Genomic DNA, 20,971 nt, shown 5'->3' on the forward strand with positions numbered 1-20,971 from the left:
TGCGCCGTGGCTCTACAACCGCCCTCGACCGCACCGCTTCCCTTCTTCCTCCCGCGCTGCGTTTCCGTTAGCGCGAAGGAGGCGTGATTCTAAGCACCCACCCCGGTCTCCGCAACCCCTTTGTGAAAATATTTTGAAAAAGCCCCCGTGCGCTGCCGCGCACGGGGGCTTCGGGTTCACTGCACCGGGTGATCACGCTGGCGACCGACACCCGTCGCTCGCCAAGCACCACCCAGCCGCCGGCAAATCAGCGGTTCTTGAATACCGGCTTCCGCTTCTCGACGAATGCCGCCATCCCTTCCTTCTGATCTTCGGTCGCGAACAGCGAATGGAACAGTCGACGCTCGAAGTTGACACCTTCGGCCAGCGTCGTCTCGTACGCGCGATTCACCGACTCCTTGACCATCATGACAGCTGGCAGTGAAAACTCGGCAATCGTCGTCGCTGCGGCAATCGCTTCGTCGAGCAGTTTGTCGGCCGGCAGCACGCGCGATACGAGCCCTGCCCGTTCCGCCTCGGCCGCGTCCATGAAGCGCGCCGTCAGGCACATGTCCATCGCCTTCGCCTTGGACACCGCGCGCGGCAGACGCTGCGTGCCGCCTGCGCCCGGCATCACGCCCAGCTTGATCTCGGGCTGGCCGAACTTGGCCGTATCCGCTGCGAAGATGATGTCGCACATCATCGCGAGCTCGCAACCGCCGCCAAGCGCAAAGCCCGCCACGGCAGCAATGATCGGCTTGCGGATCTCGCGGACGCTCTCCCAGTTACGGGTGATGTAGTCGCCGCGATAAACATCCATATAGGAATAGGTCGCCATCATGCCGATGTCGGCCCCCGCCGCGAACGCCTTTTCGCTCCCCGTCACGACGATCGCGCCGATCGCGTCGTCTGCGTCGAACGCTTTCAGCGCAGCACCCAATTCATCCATCAGCGCATCGTTCAGCGCATTTAGCGCCTTCGGACGGTTCAGCGTGATCAGCCCGACTCGCCCCCGGGTCTCCACCAGGATGTTCTCGTAAGACATCTATTTCTCCTCGATCAATGAAATGAGAAACGCCTCGCACATGCGAATAGTTTGATGCTACCATTCTCCGACCAACCGGTCGGTTAATTAATCGATCCAACCCTTCCCTACGTCCATTAGGCCGCCGTCATGACCCATGCACTGTTCACGAAGCACGAAGACACGCTGAAACACGCCCTCGCCGCCATCGAGAGCCGCGGGTACTGGAGCCCGTTCGCGGAAATGCCGAGTCCCAAAGTGTACGGGGAAAGCGCCAACGCAGATGGCGAAGCGGCGTTCAAGGCACACCTCGGCAACACGTTCGTGCTCGACCAGCCGGCGTCCGCTGGAACCGTCGGCGCTGAGCAGTCGCCGTACGGGATCGCGCTGGGCATCCGCTATCCGAAATCGACACCCGACGAACTGATTGCCGCGGCCGCTAATGCCCAGCGTGCATGGCGCGAAGCCGGCCCGAGCGCCTGGATCGGCGTCAGTCTCGAAATCCTCGCACGGCTGAATCGCGCAAGCTTCGAGATTGCCTACAGCGTAATGCACACGACGGGCCAGGCGTTCATGATGGCGTTCCAGGCCGGCGGCCCGCACGCGCAGGATCGTGCGCTCGAAGCGGTCGCCTACGCCTGGGACGAGTTGCGCCGCATCCCCGCAGATGCACACTGGGAGAAGCCGCAAGGCAAGAACCCGCCTCTCGCGATGCACAAGCGTTATACGATCGTCCCGCGCGGCACCGGCCTCGTGCTCGGCTGCTGCACGTTCCCGACCTGGAACGGCTACCCCGGTCTGTTCGCCGACCTGGCGACCGGCAACACGGTGATCGTCAAACCTCATCCGGGCGCGATCCTGCCGCTCGCGATCACGGTCCGCATCGCCCGCGACGTGCTGCGCGAAGCCGGTTTCGATCCGAACGTCGTTACGCTCCTCGCGACCGAGCCGAACGACGGCGCCCTCGTGCAAGACCTCGCACTGCGTCCTGAAATCAAGCTGATCGACTTCACGGGCAGCACGCAAAACGGCACGTGGCTCGAACGCCATGCCCATCAGGCACAGGTGTATACCGAGAAGGCCGGTGTCAACCAGATCGTGATCGACTCGACCGACGACCTGAAGGCCGCGGCCAAAAACATCGCGTTCTCGCTGGCGCTGTACTCCGGCCAGATGTGCACGGCACCGCAGAACATCTACGTGCCGCGCGACGGCATCCGGACGGCGGACGGCCATGCAAGCTTCGACGAAGTCGCCCAGGCGATCGCCGTCTCCGTGCAGAAACTGACCGGCGACCCGGCTCGCTCGGTCGAACTGATCGGCGCGATCCAGAACGACGGCGTGGCCGCGCGCATCGACGACGCCCGCAAGCTCGGTCGTGTGCTCGCCGACAGCCAGACGCTCCAGCATCCGACGTTCGCCGATGCTCGCGTGCGTACGCCGCTCGTGCTGCAGCTCGACGTGGCCGACCGCGCGAAATTCACGCAGGAGTGGTTCGGCCCGATCTCGTTCGTCATCGCGACCGACTCGACCGCGCAGTCGCTCGATCTCGCCGGCGAAATCGCCGCGGAACATGGTGCACTGACGCTCTCCGTCTACAGCACCGACGACAAGGTCCTCGACGCTGCGCACGATGCAGCGGTGCGTGGCGGCGTCGCGCTGTCGATCAACCTGACGGGCGGCGTGTTCGTCAACCAGTCGGCCGCATTCTCCGACTTCCACGGCACCGGCGCGAACCCGGCCGCCAACGCGGCGCTCGCCGATCCGGCGTTCGTCGCCAACCGGTTCCGTGTGGTGCAAAGCCGCGTCCATGTTGCGCCGAAGGCCGTACCTGCGGAAGCCGGCCAGACGGCATAACCCGAATGGCCGACGTGCAAACGCCATCACGTTCTCTACCATGAACGAATCCGCCAACCGGCGGGTTCGTTGCACATCGACATCCCCATGACCGACGCCTACATCTGCGACGCGATTCGCACCCCCATCGGCCGCTACGGCGGCGCCCTGAAAGACGTTCGTGCCGACAATCTCGGCGCGGTGCCGCTCAAGGCGCTCATCGAACGCAACCGCAACGTCGACTGGTCGGCAATCGACGACGTCGTCTACGGCTGCGCAAACCAGGCCGGCGAGGACAACCGCAACGTCGCGCGCATGTCCGCGCTGCTCGCGGGCCTGCCGACCGCCGTGCCGGGTACGACGCTGAATCGGCTGTGCGGCTCGGGCATGGACGCCGTCGGCACCGCCGCGCGCGCGATCAAGGCGGGCGAGGCCCGCTTGATGATCGCGGGCGGTGTCGAAAGCATGACGCGCGCGCCCTTCGTGATGGGCAAGGCCGCCAGCGCATTCGCGCGCCAGGCCGACATCTACGACACGACGATCGGCTGGCGTTTCGTCAATCCGCTGATGAAACAGCAATACGGCGTCGATTCGATGCCGGAGACGGCCGAGAACGTCGCTGTCGACTACGACATCAGCCGTGCCGACCAGGACCTGTTCGCGCTGCGCAGCCAGCAAAAGGCCGCACGTGCGCAGCAAGACGGCACGCTCGCCGAGGAAATCGTCCCGGTGACGATTCCGCAGAAGAAAGGCGACGCGCTCGTTGTATCGCGCGACGAACATCCGCGCGAAACGTCTCTCGAAGCGCTCGCGAAGCTGAAGGGCGTCGTGCGACCGGACGGCTCGGTAACGGCCGGCAACGCGTCGGGCGTCAACGACGGCGCATGCGCCCTGCTGCTCGCCAACGCGGAAGCTGCCGATCAATATGGGCTGCGCCGCCGCGCACGCGTCGTCGGCATGGCAACCGCCGGCGTCGAACCGCGCGTGATGGGGATCGGACCGGCGCCGGCCACGCAGAAACTGTTGCGCCAGCTCGGCATGACGATCGACCAGTTCGACGTGATCGAGCTGAACGAAGCGTTCGCCTCGCAAGGTCTCGCGGTGTTGCGCATGCTCGGCGTCGCCGACGACGATCCGCGCGTGAACCCGAACGGCGGTGCGATCGCGCTCGGCCACCCGCTCGGCGCATCGGGCGCTCGGCTCGTGACCACGGCGCTTCACCAACTCGAGCGTACGGGCGGCCGGTTTGCGCTCTGTACGATGTGCATCGGCGTCGGCCAGGGCATCGCGATCGCCATCGAGCGCGTGTAACCGACGCGCCGCGCGCCTATAACGAAGTCATGAAGGAGACACTGCATGTCATATGAGGCGATCCAGCTCGATATCGATCAGACTGCCCGCGTGGCCACGATCACCCTCAACCGCCCGGACAAGCTGAACAGCTTCACGCGTGCGATGCACCGCGAACTGCAGTCTGCGCTCGATGAAGTCGAAACGGCCGGCGCACGAGCGCTGATCCTGACGGGTGCGGGGCGTGGCTTTTGCGCAGGCCAGGACCTGGCCGATCTCGACTTCACGCCTGGCGCGTCCACTGACCTCGGCACGCTGATCGACGAGCATTTCAATCCGCTGATTCGTCGCCTGCAACGCATGCCGGTTCCGGTGATCGCCGCCGTCAACGGCACGGCGGCCGGCGCCGGCGCGAATCTCGCGCTCGCCTGCGACATCGTCTTCGCAGCACGCTCGAGCAGCTTCATCCAGGCATTCGTCAAGATCGGGCTCGTGCCCGATTCCGGCGGGACATGGTTCCTGCCGCAACGCGTCGGCATGGCACGCGCGCTGGGGCTCGCCTTGACCGGCGACAAGCTCGGCGCCGAACAGGCCGAACAATGGGGCTTGATCTGGCGTGCGGTCGACGACGATGCGCTCGCCGTGTCGGTCCGTCAGCTCGCCAATCAGCTCGCGCAGCAACCGACGCTCGCGATCGCGTCGATCAAGCAATCGATGCGCGACAGCGTCACGAATACGCTCGACCAGCAGCTCGACCTCGAACGCGACCTGCAGCGCAAGCTCGGCCAGTCGTACGACTACGCGGAAGGCGTGAAGGCGTTCATCGAGAAGCGTGCCCCGCGCTTCGAGGGGCGTTGACATGACCACCGCCAACGACACGCTCGACCCCGACGCGCTCGCCCACGCGACGGCACGGGCCATGTACGACGCGGACGCCTGCAGCCGCGCGTTCGGCATGGAAATCGCCGAAGTGCGCGCCGGCTACGCACGTCTGCAGATGCGCGTACGGCCGGAATTCCTGAACGGACATCAGACCTGCCACGGCGGCATCATCTTCACGCTCGCCGATTCGACGTTTGCGTTCGCGTGCAATTCGTACAACCTGAATACCGTTGCGGCTGGCTGCTCGATCGAATACCTGCGTCCCGTATACGGTCACGACCTGCTGACGGCCGAAGCGATCGAGCAGACGCGCAGCGGCCGGTACGGCATCTACGACATCCGCGTCACGAACCAGACAGGCGAAACGGTCGCGATGTTTCGGGGCAAATCGGCCCAGATCAAGGGCACGGTGCTGCCGGAAGAGCATTGACGTCCACGGCTCGCTCATAACAATCACTGGAGACAGGCATGACTACCCCGCTACCGCTCGAGCCGATCGAGACCGCCTCACGCGACGAACTGACCGCACTGCAGCTCGAACGCCTGAAGTGGTCGCTCCGGCATGCGTACGACCACTCCCCCGTCTATCGCCGCAAATTCGACGAAGCGGGCGTGCATCCCGACGACCTGAAAACGCTCACGGATCTGTCGCGCTTCCCGTTCACGACCAAGAGCGACCTCCGCGACAGCTACCCGTTCGGAATGTTCGCGGTGCCGCAGGACCAGATCTCGCGCATTCACGCGTCGTCGGGCACGACCGGCAAGCCGACCGTCGTCGGCTATACGGCGCGCGACATCGACACGTGGGCCAATCTCGTCGCGCGCTCGATCCGCGCGGCCGGTGCGCGGCGTGGCGACAAGGTCCACGTCAGTTATGGATACGGCCTGTTCACCGGCGGGCTCGGCGCACACTACGGTGCCGAGCGTGCGGGCCTGACCGTGATCCCGTTCGGCGGCGGCCAGACCGAAAAGCAGGTGCAGCTGATCCAGGATTTCCGGCCCGACATCATCATGGTGACGCCGAGCTACATGCTGTCGATCGCCGACGAGATCGAGCGCCAGGGCCTCGATCCCGCACAAAGCTCGCTGCGCATCGGCATCTTCGGCGCTGAGCCGTGGACCAACGACATGCGCGTGGCCATCGAGCAGCGGATGGGCATCGACGCGGTCGACATCTATGGGCTGTCCGAAGTGATGGGCCCCGGCGTCGCATCGGAATGCGTCGAGACCAAGGATGGCCCGACCATCTGGGAAGACTACTTCTATCCGGAAATCATCGACCCCGACACCGGCGAAGTGTTGCCGGACGGTGAACTCGGCGAGCTGGTCTTCACGTCGCTGACGAAGGAAGCGCTGCCGATCATCCGCTACCGGACGCGCGACCTCACGCGTCTGCTGCCCGGCACCGCCCGCACGATGCGCCGGATGGAAAAGATCACCGGGCGCTCGGACGACATGATGATCGTGCGGGGCGTCAACGTCTTCCCGACGCAAATCGAAGAGCAGCTGCTGAAACAGCGTGCGCTCGCGCCGCACTATCAGATCGTGCTGACGAAGGAAGGTCCGCTCGACGTGCTGACGCTCAATGTCGAGCCGTGCCCCGACACTGCCCCCGACACGGCGGCAATCCATGCGGCGAGACAAGCGCTCGCGCACGACATCAAGTCGCTGATCGGCGTAACCGCCGTGATCAACGTGCTGCCCGTGAACGGAATCGAGCGTTCGGTCGGCAAGGCGCGCCGCGTGATCGACAAGCGCAAGGGCTGATACTCGCCCATCCCCCCGCTACCCGACCGCCGCCCGCAACAGCAATCGCGAAGCAAAAAAACAGCCCGACCGGCCAACGCCGATCGGGCTGTTTCACTTCGATGCCCGGCTACACGCATACGCCGGCACCACCGCGCATCACGAATTCGGGAACAGCAGCCACATCCGGCCGATCTGCTTCATCCGTCCGGCCTGGTCGCCGGCGTCGTCGCCCAGCCCCCAGAAATAGTCGGCCCGCACGCCGCCCTTGATCGCGGAACCCGTGTCCTGTGCGAACACGAGCCGGTTCATCGGCGTATTCGTCAGCGGACGCGTGGTCTGCAGGAATACCGGCGTGCCGAGCGGGATCGACGACGGATCGACCGCGATCGAACGCTCCGCCGTGAGCGGCACGCCAAGTGCGCCGATCGGGCCGTCCGCGCCGCCGTGCGGTGCATCTTCCTTGGTCGGCATGTCGCGGAAGAACACGAATCGCGGATTCGTGTCGAGCAACGCGTCCACGCGAGTCGGGTTCGCCTTCGCCCACGCCTTGATGCCCTGCATCGTCGCCTGTGCGGGCGTCAGCTCGCCGCGATCGAGCAGCCACTTGCCGATCGAGCGATACGGCTGGTTATTGGTGCCGCCGAAGCCGACCCGCATCACCGAACCATCGTCGAGCAGCACGCGCCCTGAACCCTGCACCTGCAGGAAGAACGCCTCGATCGGATCGTCGACCCACACGAGTTCGTTGCCGTTCAGGATGCCCGCCCGCTCGAGCTGCGCGCGAGCGGGCAGCGCGGCACCGGCGCGATAGCCGGCCGGCCAGCGGTACAGCGCGTACTGGTAAGGGCCGCGACGCACGCGGGAGCCGTGCAGCAGCGGCTCGTAATAGCCGGTCACGAGCCCGTCGAGCGTGCCGTCGGTATTCGCCAGCTGAAACGGCGTGAAATACGTTTCGAAGAATGCACGCGCGCTGCCGACGTCGAGCTCGTCGAGGCGATCGGCAGCCGCGCAGGCGCGCTGCCATGCCGGCTGGCGCGCGAGCCGCGCGCAGTTCTGCCGCAGCGCGGCCGTCGCGCCGATCAGCGAATCGTCCTGCCACCCCGGCACCTGCTGCCACGCCACCGGCGTAAGCCGCTTCGCGGCAACCTGTCCCGGCACGATCGCCGCGCCGGTCGGCGGCTTCAGCGCCGACGTCCGCGTCGGCGCGCCGCCGCACGCGGCAAGCAGCGCTGCCGTCGCGACCGCCGCAACCCAGCCGGCCGCCCGGGGCCCAAACCACATACAATGTTCGTTCTTGATGGAAACCGCCATGTCAGATTTTCTCGACCAATATCCGATGCTCATCTTCGCGCTCGAGGCTTTCGTAGCGCTTGCCCTGCTGATCTTCATCGTCGTGTGGACGTCGTCGGGCAGGAAGAAGCACGCCCGCGGCAACGACCGCCAGCCGCGCTGACCGGCCCCGCACGCTCAATGCAGCGTGCGCGGCATGTGCAGCGCGAATTCGTCGACCGGCGCGTCGAACCGCTCGCCGTCCTCCGCCACGCAGAAGTACGCGCCACGCATCGTGCCGACCGGCGTCGCGATCACGGCCCAGCTCGTGTATTCGAACTGTTCGCCCGGCTGCAGCAGCGGCTGGTGCCCGACGACGCCGAGCCCCTTCACTTCCTGCACGTGGTTTTCGCTGTCCGTAATGATCCAGTGACGCGCGATCAGCTGCGCCGCGACCTGCCCGGTATTGCGGATGGTCAGCGTGTACGCGAATGCGTATTGACGTCGATCGGGGTCGGATTGTTCCGGCAAGTAGCTGGTTTTCACCGAAACGGTGAACTGATACTGACTCATGGTGTTTCCGCTGTAGGTAACCGCCCGCGCCGACTCGAGCGGCGGGGCCGCGGGCGCGCCGCACTGGTTCGGCATTCTATGCGGAATCGGGCCGCAACCGCACGGCCCGTCGCCGCGCACCGGGTCGCCTGACGGTAGAATGGCGGTTTTGCGCCGCAGCGTCCCCGCTCCCCTGTCATGACTCAATTCCGCATCGCTCCCAGCATCCTGTCGGCCGACTTTGCACGGCTCGGCGAAGAAGTCCGCAACGTGGTCGCCGCCGGCGCCGACTGGATTCACTTCGACGTGATGGACAACCATTATGTGCCGAACCTCACGATCGGCCCGCTCGTCTGCGAGGCGATCCGCCCGCACGTGCAGGTGCCGATCGACGTGCATCTGATGGTGCGCCCGGTCGACCGGATCGTGCCCGATTTCGCGAAAGCCGGCGCGAACCTGATCAGCTTCCACCCGGAAGGCTCCGACCACATCGACCGCACGCTGTCGCTGATCCGCGATCACGGCTGCAAGGCCGGCCTCGTGTTCAACCCGGCGACGCCGCTGAACTATCTCGATCACGTGATGGATCGCCTCGACTTCGTGCTGCTGATGTCGGTGAACCCGGGCTTCGGCGGCCAGTCGTTCATTCCGGAAACGCTGAACAAGCTGCGCGAAGCGCGCGCCCGCATCGACGCATACACCGAGCGCACCGGCCGCGAGATCCTGCTCGAGGTGGACGGCGGCGTGAAGGCCGACAACATCGCGGAAATCGCGGCGGCCGGCGCGGACACCTTCGTCGCGGGTTCGGCGATCTTCGGCAAGCCCGACTACCGCAAGGTGATCGACGAGATGCGCGCCGCGCTCGCCACCGTCGAGCGGAGCTGACGCCGTGGCCGATTCCTCGCTGGCCGGTCAGGCACCGGCCGCAGCCGACGGCACGATCCGTTTCGCGAGGCCGCGCATCGACGCGGCGCTGATCGACCTCGACGGCACGATGGTCGACACGGCCGACGATTTCACGGCCGGGCTGAACGGGATGCTCGCGCAGCTCGGCGCGCCGGCCACGTCGCGCGACGAGGTGATCGGCTACGTCGGCAAGGGCTCCGAGCACCTGATCCAGAGCGTGCTGAAGCCGCGCTTCGCGCCCGACGAGGCGCACGCGCGCTTCGACGACGCGCTCGCGATCTACCAGACCGAATACGCGAAGATCAACGGCCGCCACACGCGCCTCTATCCGGACGTCGCAACCGGCCTCGACGCGCTGCGCGCAGCCGGCATCCGGCTCGCGTGCGTGACGAACAAGCCGCACCGCTTCGCGGTCGAGCTGCTCGAGCAATACGGGCTGATCGATCGATTCGGCGTCGTGCTCGGCGGTGACAGCGTCGCGCGCAAGAAACCCGATCCGCTACCGATGCTGACGGCATGCGACGCGCTCGGCGTCGCGCCGGACGCCGCCGTCGCGATCGGCGACTCGGAAAACGACGCGCTGGCGGGCCGCGCGGCGGGGATGGCGACGCTGACGGTGCCGTACGGCTACAACCACGGCAAAGCTATACAAACGATAAATTCGGATGGTATAGTCGATTCGTTGCTGGTCGCGGCCCGCGCGATTACCGCGCACAACGCCGGCCGGCCAACCATCTGATTATTTCTTCCATCCGCATGTTTCTGAATAAAAAACGGAGTCTGAGCAGCATCGACCGGGGAGCCTGGCCCTGGCGTCGCTGGTCGCGCTAACCTCTTCGATGAGGTACGCTGAGGCACGTCTTCAGCGCCGTTTTTTATCTCGCTGCGCATCCGCGCGCCGATCGTCGCACCACCTCGAGTTCTACCGCGTCCGAACGCTTGCGTTCAGGATCGGCCGCAGGCTCGCGACGTTCACGCCCGGAGTGCCGGCCGGCAACAGGCACTTCTCGATCGACCGCCCTTTCGCCGACGGCAACCCGCGCAGCGTCAAGTGATCCCTGGCGCACTCCGCCGCTCGTCCCGAACAGGACCGGAACATGACCGAACTCGAATTCCAATCGCTGGCGAACGAAGGCTACAACCGCATCCCGCTGATCGCGGAAGCGCTCGCCGACCTCGAAACGCCGCTGTCCCTCTACCTGAAGCTGGCCCAGCCTGAACGCGCGGGCGCCAACTCGTTCCTGCTCGAGTCGGTGGTCGGCGGCGAACGCTTCGGCCGCTATTCGTTCATCGGCCTGCCCGCTCGCACGCTGGTGCGCACCCGCAACGGCGTGTCCGAAGTGGTGCGCGACGGCCAGGTCGTCGAGACGCACGACGGCGACCCGTTCGAATTCATCGAGTCGTTCCAGGCGCGCTTCAAGGTCGCGCAGCGCCCGGGCCTGCCGCGCTTCTGCGGCGGCCTCGCCGGCTATTTCGGCTACGACGCGGTGCGCTACATCGAGAAGAAGCTCGCGAACACCGCGCCGCGCGACGATCTCGGCCTGCCCGACATCCAGCTGCTGCTCACCGAGGAAGTCGCGGTGATCGACAACCTCGCCGGCAAGCTCTACCTGATCATCTATGCGGATCCGGCCCAGCCCGAGGCTTATACGAAAGCAAAGCAGCGCCTGCGCGAACTGAAGCAGCGCCTGCGCACGACCGTGCAGCCGCCGGTGACGTCGGCGAGCGTGCGCACCGAGACGTTCCGCGAGTTCAAGAAGGAAGACTATCTGGCCGCCGTGCGCCAGGCGAAGGAATACATCGCGGCCGGCGAACTGATGCAGATCCAGGTCGGCCAGCGGCTGACGAAGCCGTACCGCGACAATCCACTGTCGCTGTATCGCGCGCTGCGTTCGCTGAATCCGTCGCCGTACATGTATTACTACAACTTCGGCGATTTCCACGTGGTCGGCGCGTCGCCGGAAATCCTGGTGCGCCAGGAAAAGCGCGGCGACGACCAGATCGTCACGATCCGACCGCTGGCCGGCACGCGTCCGCGCGGCAACACGCCCGAGCGCGACGCGGAACTCGCGACCGAACTGCTGAACGATCCGAAGGAAATCGCCGAGCACGTGATGCTGATCGACCTCGCGCGCAACGACGTCGGCCGCATCGCGGAAATCGGCTCGGTGCAGGTGACCGACAAGATGGTGATCGAGAAGTACTCGCACGTGCAGCACATCGTCAGCTCGGTCGAAGGCAAGCTGAAGCCCGGCATGACGAACTACGACGTGCTGCGCGCGACGTTCCCGGCCGGCACGCTGTCCGGCGCGCCGAAGGTGCGCGCGATGGAACTGATCGACGAGCTCGAGCCGATCAAGCGCGGGCTGTACGGCGGCGCCGTCGGCTACCTGTCGTTCTCGGGCGAGATGGATCTCGCGATCGCGATCCGCACGGGCCTGATCCACAACGGCAACCTGTACGTGCAAGCGGCGGCCGGCGTCGTCGCGGACTCGGTGCCCGAATCCGAATGGCAAGAGACCGAAAACAAGGCGCGCGCGGTGCTGCGTGCGGCCGAACAGGTCCAGGACGGCCTCGATAGCGACTTCTGACCGGAGACTGACCATGCTGCTCATGATCGACAACTACGACTCGTTCACCTACAACCTGGTCCAGTACTTCGGCGAACTGGGCGAGGACGTGCGCACGTATCGCAACGACGAAATCACGCTCGACGAGATCGCGCGCCTGAACCCCGACACCATCTGCCTGTCGCCCGGCCCGAGCAACCCGCAGCACGCGGGCATCACGCTCGACGTGCTGCGCGAATTCGCGGGCAAGAAACCGATCCTCGGCGTCTGCCTCGGCCATCAGGCGATCGGCGAAGCCTTCGGCGGCCGCGTCGTGCGCGCGAAGACCATCATGCACGGCAAGGTGAGCCGGATCGAAACCGACTGCCGCGGCGTGTTCGCCGATCTGCCGAAGCATTTCGACGTCACCCGCTACCATTCGCTCGCGATCGAACGCGAATCGCTGCCCGACTGCCTCGAGGTGTCCGCGTGGACCGACGACGGCGAGATCATGGGCGTGCGTCACAAGACGCTGCCGATCGAAGGCGTGCAGTTCCACCCGGAATCGATCCTCTCCGAGCACGGCCACGCGCTGCTCGAGAATTTCCTGAAGCAGAATCGCGCAACGGCCCGCGCGACCGCGCCGGCAGCCTGACGGGAGACACACGATGACGATTACCCCGCAGGAAGCGCTGCAACGCACGATCGAACACCGCGAGATCTTCCACGACGAGATGCTGCACCTGATGCGGCTCATCATGCGCGGCGACATGTCGCCCGTGATGGCGGCCGCGATCATCACCGGGCTGCGCGTGAAGAAGGAGACGATCGGCGAGATCGCCGCCGCCGCGACCGTGATGCGCGAATTCGCGAACCACGTCGAAGTGCAGGACAACTCGAACTTCGTCGACATCGTCGGCACGGGCGGCGACGGCGCACACACGTTCAACATCTCGACCGCGTCGATGTTCGTCACGGCCGCGGCCGGCGCGAAGGTCGCGAAGCACGGCAACCGTGGCGTGTCGAGCAAGTCCGGCAGCGCCGACGTGCTCGAGGCGCTCGGCGTGAACATCGACCTGCAGCCCGACCAGGTTGCCGCGTCGATCGCCGAAACCGGCATGGGCTTCATGTTCGCGCCGAACCATCATCCGGCGATGAAGAACATCGCGGCCGTGCGCCGCGAGCTCGGCGTGCGGACGATCTTCAACATTCTCGGCCCGCTGACCAATCCGGCCGGCGCGCCGAACCAGCTGATGGGCGTGTTCCACCCCGACCTGGTCGGCATCCAGGTGCGCGTGATGCAGCGCCTCGGCGCGCAGCACGTGCTGGTCGTGTACGGCAAGGACGGGATGGATGAAGTGTCGCTCGGCGCCGCGACGCTCGTCGGCGAATTGCGCGACGGCGAGGTGCACGAATACGAGATCCATCCGGAGGACTTCGGCCTGCAGATGGTGTCGAACCGCACGCTGAAGGTGGAAAATGCCGAGGAATCGCGCACGATGCTGCTCGGCGCACTGGACAACCAGCCGGGCGTCGCACGCGAGATCGTCACGCTGAACGCGGGCACCGCGCTCTATGCGGCCAATATCGCCGAATCGATCGCGGACGGCATCCAGCTCGCCCGCGAAGCGATCGCGAGCGGCAAGGCGCGCGCGAAAGTCGACGAACTCGTGCGTTTCACGCAGCAGTTCAAGCGCTGACTCCCTTTACGAATCAAGCAGGAACCCACATGAGCGACATTCTCGACCGAATCATCGCCGTCAAGCGCGACGAAGTCGCGGCGGCCATGCGCAGCACGCCGCTCGAGGCACTGAAACTGGACGCATCGACGCGCGACCTGCGCGACTTCGTCGGCGCGCTGCGCGCGAAGCAGGCGGCCGGCAACGCGGCGGTGATCGCCGAAGTGAAGAAGGCGAGCCCGTCGAAGGGCGTGCTGCGCGAGCATTTCGTGCCGGCCGACATCGCGCGCTCGTATGCGGCCCACGGCGCCGCGTGCCTGTCGGTGCTGACCGACGAGCAATTCTTCCAGGGCAGCGTCCGCTATCTCGAGGAAGCGCGCGCGGCCTGCACGCTGCCGGTGCTGCGCAAGGACTTCATCGTCGATGCGTACCAGATCCTCGAAGCGCGCGCGATGGGCGCCGACGCGATCCTGCTGATCGCCGCCGCACTCGACACGCCGCTGATGCAGGACCTCGAGGCGTATGCGCACTCGCTCGGCCTCGCGGTGCTGGTCGAAGTTCACGACCGCGACGAGATGGAACAGGCGCTGACGCTGAAGACACCGCTGCTCGGCATCAACAACCGCAACCTGCGCACGTTCGAGACGACGATCCAGACCACGCTCGACATGCTCGACATGATTCCGGCGGACCGCATGGTCGTGACCGAGTCGGGCATCCTGTCGCGCACCGACGTCGACACGATGCGCGCGGCGAACGTGAATGCGTTTCTCGTCGGCGAGGCGTTCATGCGCGCCGATCAGCCGGGCGAGGAACTCGCGCGGATGTTCTTCTGATGGCGATCGAAAGGGAAATCAAGCTCGCGCTGCCGGCCGGCGAGGCCGATGCGGCGCGGCGCTTTTTCGAGACGCTGACCGGCGAAGCCGGCGATGTCATCGCGCTCGCGAACGTCTACTACGACACACCCGATCTCGCGCTGGCCCGTTCGAAGAGCGCGGTGCGCGTGCGCCGCACGCCGCATGGCTGGCTGCAGACGTTCAAGACGGTCGGCAGCGCGGAAGCCGGCCTGCATCGCCGCCATGAATGGGAGTTGCCCGTCGCCGGCGATGCGCTCGAAATCGATGCGCTCGTCGCCGCGTGCGACGTGCCGAACGCTGCCACCGCGCTGCGCGACGCCGCGCCGGCGCTGCACGCGCTGTTCCGGACGGATTTTTCGCGTACGCTGTGGCGCATCGCAATCGGCGGCGCAACCGTCGAGGCCGCGGTGGACGTCGGCGAGATCGTCGTCCAGGCGGAAAACGATACGCGCCGCGAACCGATCAGCGAAATCGAACTCGAACTGATCGACGGCCCGGAAGCGGCGCTCGCGACACTTGCCGCCGAACTGCAGCAAGCGCTGCCGGGCCTCGCCCCCGAAAACATCAGCAAGGCGCAGCGCGGCTACCGGCTGCGCGCGCAATAAACCCGCATCACGCATGGCAACCCGCAAGACTCTCCGCACGCCGCAACAGGCGTCGCTGTTCGACGATCCCGTGCCCGAAACGGCGCAGGACGATGTTTCCGCCCCGGCGCCCGCGCCGGCCGCGGCCGGGCGCAAGCCCGCAAGGAAGGCCGCGGCAACCGCCCCGGCTGCCGCGGCGCCGCAGCCCGCTGCCGCGCACGTCCCCCACCTCGCCGCGCAGTTCGACGCGCTGCCGGCCGTCTGGCGCGACGTGCTGAAACCCTTCACCGACAGCGACGCGTATGCACCGCTGTGCCGCTTCGTCGACGACGAACGCGCGGCCGGCAAGACCGTCTACCCGACCGACGTGTTCCGCGCGCTGCGCCTGACGAGCCCGGACGACGTGAAGATCGTGATCCTCGGCCAGGATCCGTACCACGGCGACGACCGCGGCACGCCGCAGGCGCATGGCCTGGCTTTCTCGGTGCCGCCGGCCGTGCGCACGCCGCCGTCGCTGCGCAACATCTTCAAGGAAATCGCCGCGAATTTCGGCCACGACACACCGCGTCACGGCTGCCTCGATACCTGGGCGCGCCAGGGCGTGCTGCTGCTCAACACCGTGCTGACGGTCGAGCGCGGCGCGGCCGCGAGCCACGCGAGGCGCGGCTGGGAGCAATGCACGGACACGCTGATCCGCGAACTCGCCAGCCGCCATCGCGGCCTCGTGTTCATGCTGTGGGGCGCGCATGCGCAGGCGAAGCGCGCGCTATTCGATGCGAGCGCGCATTGCGTGCTCGAGGCGCCGCATCCGTCGCCGCTGTCCGCGCACCGCGGCTTCCTCGGTTGCCGCCACTTCGCGCTCGCGAACGACTATCTGGTCGAGGCGGGTCGCGAGCCGATCGACTGGCGCCTGCCGGAGGTGGCCGAAACGCTCGCGTAGCCGTTCCGCGTTCGGCTTCCCGCTTTCGTCTGCATCATGCGAAAACGCCGCGCCCCTTTCAGGACGCGGCGTTTTTTGTCTGGCGACGCAGCGGGTGCAACGCACCCGCATCGGCCTTACGCGGCAGCGATCGCTTCGCGGGCGCCGGCAAGCGCGGCGCTTTGCGCATCCGGCCCGAGATTCAGGCCTTCCGCGTGGATGAAGCTTACGTCGGTCAAGCCGATGAAGCCGAGGAACGTGCGCAGGAACGGCGTCTGGCTGTCGTTCGGCGTACCCAGGTACTTGCCGCCGCGCGCCGTCACCACGTGAACCTTCTTGCCCTTGACCAGGCCTTCCGGGCCGTTCTCGGTGTAGCGGAACGTGACGCCTGCGCGGGCGATCCAGTCGAAATACGTCTTCAGTTGCGACGAGACACCGAAGTTGTACATCGGTGCGCCGATCACGATGATGTCGGCGGCCTGCAGTTCGGCGATCAGTGCATCGCTCTTCGCGACGATCGCATTCTGTTCCGCGCTGCGCTGGTCGGCCGGCGTGAAGAATGCGCCGAGCACCGATTCGTCGAGGTGCGGCAGCGCGTCGGCCAGCAGGTCGCGAACCACGACGTTCGCGCCCGGGTTCGATTGTTGCAGCTTTGCCGTCAGTTCGTTGGCCAGCAGCGTGGATTGCGCACCTTGCGAGCGCGCCGCGGAATTGATTTGCAGAATGGTCGTCATGTCAGGCTCCGGTTTGGTTGCGCTTCGGTAGCGCGAGTGACGCCATTGTGCGTGGCCGCATGGTCGCGAAAAAGCGGGCTCAAGGCGACGGATTGTTGCAACAGCAGAACAATCATTGATCGCGCCCCGAAACCCGCTCGCGCATGCTCAGCCCTTCAGCCAGGCTTCCCGGGCCTTGTGCGCGGCAGCCGGCTTGGCGGCCGCCGTCAGCCGGTAGCGCGCGACTTCCGGGCCGTCGAGCTTCAGCTTCGCGGTCCGCAGCTCGTCGCGGCGGAATGCATGCACCTCGACCTTGTCGCCCGGGCGGTAGCGTGCGAGCAGCGTATCGAGGTTCGTGCCGGTGACGCGCAGCCCGTCGAGCGCGATCAGCGTGTCGCCGGCCGACAGCCCCGCACGACGCGCACCGCCGCCTTCATATACCGCCGCCAGCGTGCAGTCCGCGCCGCCGCGCAGGCGCGCGCCGATCGTCGGCTTCGCAGCCGCGCCAGGCGCGACCTCGGGCGCGAGCGTCACGCCGAACGGCGCGAACAGGTCGGCGAGCGGCAGGTCGCGCGTGCCGTGCACGGCGTCGGCGAACAGCCGGCCGAGCGCGACGCCCGTCGCTTCCTCGATCAGCGTCTCGACCTCGTTTTCCTCGACGCCCGCCTGCTTGCCGCGATAGAACTCGCGTCCGTAGCGTTGCCACAGCAAGCGCATCACGTCGTCGAGCGACTTGCGATTGCGCGTCTGCGCGCGGATCGCGAGATCGAACGCGAGCGCGACGAGCGAACCCTTCGTGTAGTAGCTGACGATCGCGTTGGTCGCGTTCTCGTCCTGGCGGTAGTACTTGATCCACGCATCGAACGAGCTTTCCGCGACGCTCTGCTTCAGCCGCCCCGTGCCGCGCAGCACGCCGCCGACGGTACGGCCGAGCGCCGCGAAATATTCGTCCTGCGACAGCAGCCCGCTGCGCACGAGCATCAGATCGTCGTAATAGGACGTGAAGCCCTCGAACAGCCACAACAGCGACGTGTAGTTTTCGCGCGCGAGGTCGTACGGCACGAACGCAGCCGGCTTGATGCGCTTCACGTTCCACGTATGGAAATACTCGTGGCTGCACAGGCCGAGGTACGTGCGATAGCCTTCCGTCGTTTCCGGCCGGCCCTTCACCGGCAGATCGGTGCGGTTGCAGATCAGCGCGGTCGACGCACGGTGCTCGAGGCCGCCGTAGCCGTCGCTGACCGCGAGCGTCATGAACACGTAGCGGTCCATCGGCGCCTTCTTCGATTTCGGCTCGAACAGCGCGATCTGCGCCTCGCACACGCGCTTCAGGTCGGCGCGCAGCCGCTCCATGTCGAGCTGCGTCACGCGCCCGGCGATCACGATGTCGTGCGGCACGCCGTGCGCGTCGAACGTCGCCAGCGCGAATTCACCGATCGTCACCGGATGGTCAGTGAGTTCGTCGTAGTTCGACGCGCGGTACGCGCCGAACCCGTAGCGCCGGGTGCCGCGCGCCTCGGGCAGCGACGTACCGACGCGCCACGCGCGGAACGCCGGGCCCGCCGGTTTCGCGATGTCGACCTCGCACGGCGCATCCTCGCGGCCGGCAACGCTCAGGAACACGGCCGTGGCATTGAAGAAGCCGCCCGATTCGTCGAGATACGCGGAGCGGACCGACAGGTCCCACGCGTACACGTCGTAGCGCAGCGTCAGCGCGCCGTTCACCGGCGCGGCCTGCCACGTGTTCTTGTCGGTTTTCGCGATCCGCACCTTGCGGCCCGCATCGTTGAACGCGGCAAGCGTCACGATGTTGCGCGAGAATTCGCGCACGAGGTAGCTGCCCGGAATCCACACCGGCAGCGAGAAGCGCTGGCCTTCGGGATCGGGATCGGCGACCGTCACCGACACTTCGAACAGGTGCGCGGCAAGATCTTTCGGGGCAATCGAATAACGGATCGGCTGGGTCATCGTGGGATTCGGACGAAAATCGGACGGAATACGGCGGCGGAAACGACGAGAGGCGCCGGCTGATGTCGCGGGCGCCCCTCGCTGGCCGGGCCATGCGGCCCGGCGTGTCGGTCGGTTACTTGCTCGACGCGAGCGCCTGGTTCAGCTGATCGGCCGACACCGCGCCCGGCAGGCGGCGGCCGTCGGGCAGGAAGATCGTCGGCGTGCCGGTGACGTTCATCCCGCGACCGAGCGCGAGGTTCTTGTCGAGCGCGGTCGTGTCGCAGGTGCCGGCGCCGGTCGGCACGCGATGGTCGAGCATCCAGCCTTCCCAGGATTTCGCGCGGTCGGTCGCGCACCAGATCGCCTTCGACTTCGCGGTCGAATCGGGCGACAGAACCGGGTACAGGAACGTGTAGACGGTCACGTTGTCGATCGACTGCAGCGTCGTCTCGAGGCGCTTGCAGTACGGGCAGTTCGGATCGGAGAACACCGCGATCTTGCGTGCGCCGTTGCCCTTGACAACCTTGATCGCGTTCGCGAACGGCAGGCTCGCGAAGTCGATCTTGTTGAGGTCGGACAGGCGCGCGTCGGTCAGGTTCTTGTGCGTCTTGGTGTCGACGAGATCGCCGAGCAGCACGTAGTCGCCGGCGGCATCGCTATAGATGATCTGCGTGCCGAGGTTCACTTCGTACAGGCCCGCGACCGGCGATTTCGACACGCTCTTGATCGGTGCGTCGTTGCCGAGTCGCGCTTGCAGCGTGGCTTTCAGCTTGTCGGTGGTCTGGTCGGCCTGCGCGGTGCAGCCGAGCGTCGCCATCGTGACGGCCAGCGCCAGCGATGCGATGCGGATCGTTTTTTTCATCCTGTAGTTCCTTCAGCTCAATCGGAGTGCACGTCACAGTGTACGCCGTAACGGAACCCAGTCCGACAGGCCGAAGGCGCGAAGGTTCGATCAGCCGAGCGCGGCCGACACGAGCCAGCGCTTCACGAGCGGTTGCGCACCGACGAACGCCATGCCCGCGTTGCGCACCGCCTTCGCAAGGGCGCCAGGCACCGCGAACAGCCGCTGCAGCCCGTCGGTCGCGACCATCAGCGCGCGGATGTCCTCGCGGCGCGAACGCTCGTAGCGGCGCAGCAGCACCGTGTCCCCGAGGTTGCGGAAGCTCTCCTTGTTCGCGATCGCATCGGCGAGCGCCGCGACGTCGCGCAGCCCAAGGTTCATCCCCTGCCCCGCGAGCGGGTGAATCAGGTGCGCGGCATCGCCGACGAGCGCGACACGCGGGGCGATCAGCTTGTCGACGGTCTGCAGCGCGAGCGGGAAGCCGGCCGCCGGCGTCACGCATTCGAGCGCGCCGAGCTGGCCGTGCGACACGCGCTCGACTTCGGCCGCAAGCTGCGCGGGATCGAGCGTGAGCAGTTCGTCCGCGTGCGCGGTGTGCGCGGACCACACGAGCGATACGTGACCGTCCGGCAGCGGCAGCAACGCGATGATCTCGCCTTCGTGAAACCACTGGCAGGCCGTCTCGCGGTGCGGCAGCGACGCCTTGAAGTTCGCGACGACGCCCGTCTGCCGGTAATCGCGCCGCTCGACCTTGGCCCCCATTTGCGAGCGCACCCACGAATGCGCGCCGTCCGCGCCGACCACGAGGTCCGCTTCGAGCACCTGGCCCGACGACAGCGTGAGCACCGCTGCGTCGTCGCGCACGTCGAAGCCCTGCGCGCGCGCATCGAACCACGTGAGGTTCGGCTGGAACCGCAGCGCGGCGTCGAGCGACGTCTCGATCAGCGACGATTCGGCGATCCAGGCGAGTTGCGGCACGGAAGCCTGGTACGCGGAGAAATGCAGTTCCGCGTGCGCATCGCCGTATACGCGCATGTCGTAGACCGGCGCGAGCCGGCCATGGTCGAGCGCCTGCCAGACCCGCAGCCGCTCCAGCAATGCCTGCGAGCTGGACGACAGCGCGTAGATGCGCGTGTCGAACGCGAGATCGGCGGGGCGCGGCGTGGCCGGCTGGGCGAGCAAGGCGGTCTTGTAGCCGGACTGGGTCAGCGCGAGCGCGGCCGTCTTGCCGACGAGCCCGCCGCCGACCACGGCGACGTCGAAGGTGTGGTGGGCAGTCATGGCGGGCATTATAGCTGCGGGGCCAATCCCTTACGCGGCCGGACTTTGCGGGAAATCAGCATAATCGCGGGCCGGCCCGGCAGCGCGGCGGCCCGTCGCATCGGGCATTCG

21 protein-coding genes are annotated in these 20,971 nt (G+C 66.6%); 14 read left to right on the plus strand and 7 right to left on the minus strand.

From position 1 onward, the window contains the following. Positions 1 to 247: 247 nt before the first annotated feature. Positions 248 to 1,024, minus strand: coding sequence for an enoyl-CoA hydratase (locus tag WS46_RS26810; RefSeq protein ID WP_059692314.1), 777 nt, complete (start codon positions 1,022 to 1,024; stop codon positions 248 to 250). 129 nt (positions 1,025 to 1,153) lie between these two features. Here WS46_RS26810 and paaN point away from each other — a divergent pair, with 129 nt between their 5' ends. From paaN to paaK, 5 genes are all read left to right on the plus strand, one after another. Further along, the gene (gene paaN, locus WS46_RS26815) at positions 1,154 to 2,860 is read left to right on the plus strand and encodes a phenylacetic acid degradation protein PaaN (RefSeq protein WP_059692315.1); all 1,707 of its coding nucleotides are present in this window, start codon (positions 1,154 to 1,156) and stop codon (positions 2,858 to 2,860) included. Between the two features lie 87 nt (positions 2,861 to 2,947). Next, a complete protein-coding gene (gene pcaF, locus WS46_RS26820; RefSeq protein ID WP_059692316.1) occupies positions 2,948 to 4,150 on the plus strand; it encodes a 3-oxoadipyl-CoA thiolase in 1,203 nt (400 codons plus the stop codon). A gap of 45 nt (positions 4,151 to 4,195) precedes the next feature. Then, positions 4,196 to 4,987, plus strand: a complete 792-nt coding sequence (gene paaG, locus WS46_RS26825; RefSeq protein ID WP_059692317.1) for a 2-(1,2-epoxy-1,2-dihydrophenyl)acetyl-CoA isomerase PaaG — start codon at positions 4,196 to 4,198, stop codon at positions 4,985 to 4,987. Between the two features lies 1 nt (position 4,988). Beyond that, positions 4,989 to 5,441, plus strand: a complete 453-nt coding sequence (paaI, locus tag WS46_RS26830; protein ID WP_059692318.1) for a hydroxyphenylacetyl-CoA thioesterase PaaI — start codon at positions 4,989 to 4,991, stop codon at positions 5,439 to 5,441. Between the two features lie 38 nt (positions 5,442 to 5,479). Continuing rightward, on the plus strand, positions 5,480 to 6,778 hold the full coding sequence (gene paaK / locus WS46_RS26835; RefSeq protein WP_059692319.1) for a phenylacetate--CoA ligase PaaK: 1,299 nt from the start codon (positions 5,480 to 5,482) through the stop codon (positions 6,776 to 6,778). Positions 6,779 to 6,916: 138 nt separating this feature from the next. Here paaK and WS46_RS26840 read toward each other — a convergent pair whose 3' ends face one another. Beyond that, positions 6,917 to 8,041, minus strand: a complete 1,125-nt coding sequence (locus WS46_RS26840) for a murein transglycosylase A (protein ID WP_244135304.1) — start codon at positions 8,039 to 8,041, stop codon at positions 6,917 to 6,919. Positions 8,042 to 8,069: 28 nt separating this feature from the next. On the opposite strand from WS46_RS26840, the gene WS46_RS36590 reads away from it, so the two are divergent. Beyond that, positions 8,070 to 8,213: a hypothetical protein gene (locus WS46_RS36590; RefSeq protein WP_006758475.1), complete on the plus strand. Its 144-nt coding sequence runs from the start codon at positions 8,070 to 8,072 to the stop codon at positions 8,211 to 8,213. Between the two features lie 14 nt (positions 8,214 to 8,227). On the opposite strand, the gene apaG is transcribed toward WS46_RS36590, so the two are convergent. Next, positions 8,228 to 8,602 carry a Co2+/Mg2+ efflux protein ApaG gene (apaG, locus tag WS46_RS26845; protein ID WP_057924835.1) on the minus strand — a complete coding sequence of 125 codons (375 nt, stop codon included), beginning with the start codon at positions 8,600 to 8,602 and terminating at the stop codon, positions 8,228 to 8,230. Between the two features lie 177 nt (positions 8,603 to 8,779). Here apaG and rpe point away from each other — a divergent pair, with 177 nt between their 5' ends. The 8 genes from rpe to WS46_RS26885 all read left to right on the plus strand — a co-directional run bounded on the left by rpe (position 8,780) and on the right by WS46_RS26885 (position 16,096). Then, on the plus strand, positions 8,780 to 9,466 hold the full coding sequence (gene rpe / locus WS46_RS26850) for a ribulose-phosphate 3-epimerase (protein WP_006482066.1): 687 nt from the start codon (positions 8,780 to 8,782) through the stop codon (positions 9,464 to 9,466). A gap of 4 nt (positions 9,467 to 9,470) precedes the next feature. Then, positions 9,471 to 10,226: a phosphoglycolate phosphatase gene (locus WS46_RS26855; protein ID WP_059532689.1), complete on the plus strand. Its 756-nt coding sequence runs from the start codon at positions 9,471 to 9,473 to the stop codon at positions 10,224 to 10,226. Positions 10,227 to 10,584: 358 nt separating this feature from the next. Further along, positions 10,585 to 12,078 (plus strand): anthranilate synthase component I, encoded by a 1,494-nt coding sequence (gene trpE / locus WS46_RS26860; RefSeq protein ID WP_059532692.1) that lies wholly within the window; start codon positions 10,585 to 10,587, stop codon positions 12,076 to 12,078. A gap of 13 nt (positions 12,079 to 12,091) precedes the next feature. Further along, positions 12,092 to 12,691: an aminodeoxychorismate/anthranilate synthase component II gene (locus WS46_RS26865; protein WP_059532695.1), complete on the plus strand. Its 600-nt coding sequence runs from the start codon at positions 12,092 to 12,094 to the stop codon at positions 12,689 to 12,691. A 13-nt stretch (positions 12,692 to 12,704) separates the two neighbouring features. Then, positions 12,705 to 13,736 carry an anthranilate phosphoribosyltransferase gene (gene trpD / locus WS46_RS26870; protein ID WP_059692320.1) on the plus strand — a complete coding sequence of 344 codons (1,032 nt, stop codon included), beginning with the start codon at positions 12,705 to 12,707 and terminating at the stop codon, positions 13,734 to 13,736. A 29-nt stretch (positions 13,737 to 13,765) separates the two neighbouring features. Next, on the plus strand, positions 13,766 to 14,551 hold the full coding sequence (trpC, locus tag WS46_RS26875; RefSeq protein ID WP_059532701.1) for an indole-3-glycerol phosphate synthase TrpC: 786 nt from the start codon (positions 13,766 to 13,768) through the stop codon (positions 14,549 to 14,551). Next, positions 14,551 to 15,177, plus strand: a complete 627-nt coding sequence (locus WS46_RS26880) for a CYTH domain-containing protein (RefSeq protein WP_059692321.1) — start codon at positions 14,551 to 14,553, stop codon at positions 15,175 to 15,177. The genes trpC and WS46_RS26880 overlap by 1 nt, the downstream gene beginning before the upstream one ends. Before the next feature lie 13 nt (positions 15,178 to 15,190). Next, positions 15,191 to 16,096, plus strand: a complete 906-nt coding sequence (locus tag WS46_RS26885; RefSeq protein ID WP_059532705.1) for a uracil-DNA glycosylase — start codon at positions 15,191 to 15,193, stop codon at positions 16,094 to 16,096. 116 nt (positions 16,097 to 16,212) lie between these two features. On the opposite strand, the gene WS46_RS26890 is transcribed toward WS46_RS26885, so the two are convergent. From WS46_RS26890 to WS46_RS26905, 4 genes are all read right to left on the minus strand, one after another. Further along, positions 16,213 to 16,809 (minus strand): FMN-dependent NADH-azoreductase, encoded by a 597-nt coding sequence (locus WS46_RS26890; RefSeq protein ID WP_059692322.1) that lies wholly within the window; start codon positions 16,807 to 16,809, stop codon positions 16,213 to 16,215. Positions 16,810 to 16,956: 147 nt separating this feature from the next. Continuing rightward, the gene (locus WS46_RS26895) at positions 16,957 to 18,756 is read right to left on the minus strand and encodes a M61 family metallopeptidase (protein ID WP_059692323.1); all 1,800 of its coding nucleotides are present in this window, start codon (positions 18,754 to 18,756) and stop codon (positions 16,957 to 16,959) included. A 115-nt stretch (positions 18,757 to 18,871) separates the two neighbouring features. Continuing rightward, a complete protein-coding gene (locus WS46_RS26900) occupies positions 18,872 to 19,600 on the minus strand; it encodes a DsbC family protein (protein ID WP_059532711.1) in 729 nt (242 codons plus the stop codon). Positions 19,601 to 19,690: 90 nt separating this feature from the next. Further along, a complete protein-coding gene (locus WS46_RS26905) occupies positions 19,691 to 20,869 on the minus strand; it encodes a UbiH/UbiF family hydroxylase (protein ID WP_059532713.1) in 1,179 nt (392 codons plus the stop codon). Between the last annotated feature and the right edge of the window lie 102 nt (positions 20,870 to 20,971).

It is taken from the genome of Burkholderia sp. RF4-BP95 (assembly GCF_001521985.1).
GTDB lineage: Bacteria > Pseudomonadota > Gammaproteobacteria > Burkholderiales > Burkholderiaceae > Burkholderia > Burkholderia diffusa.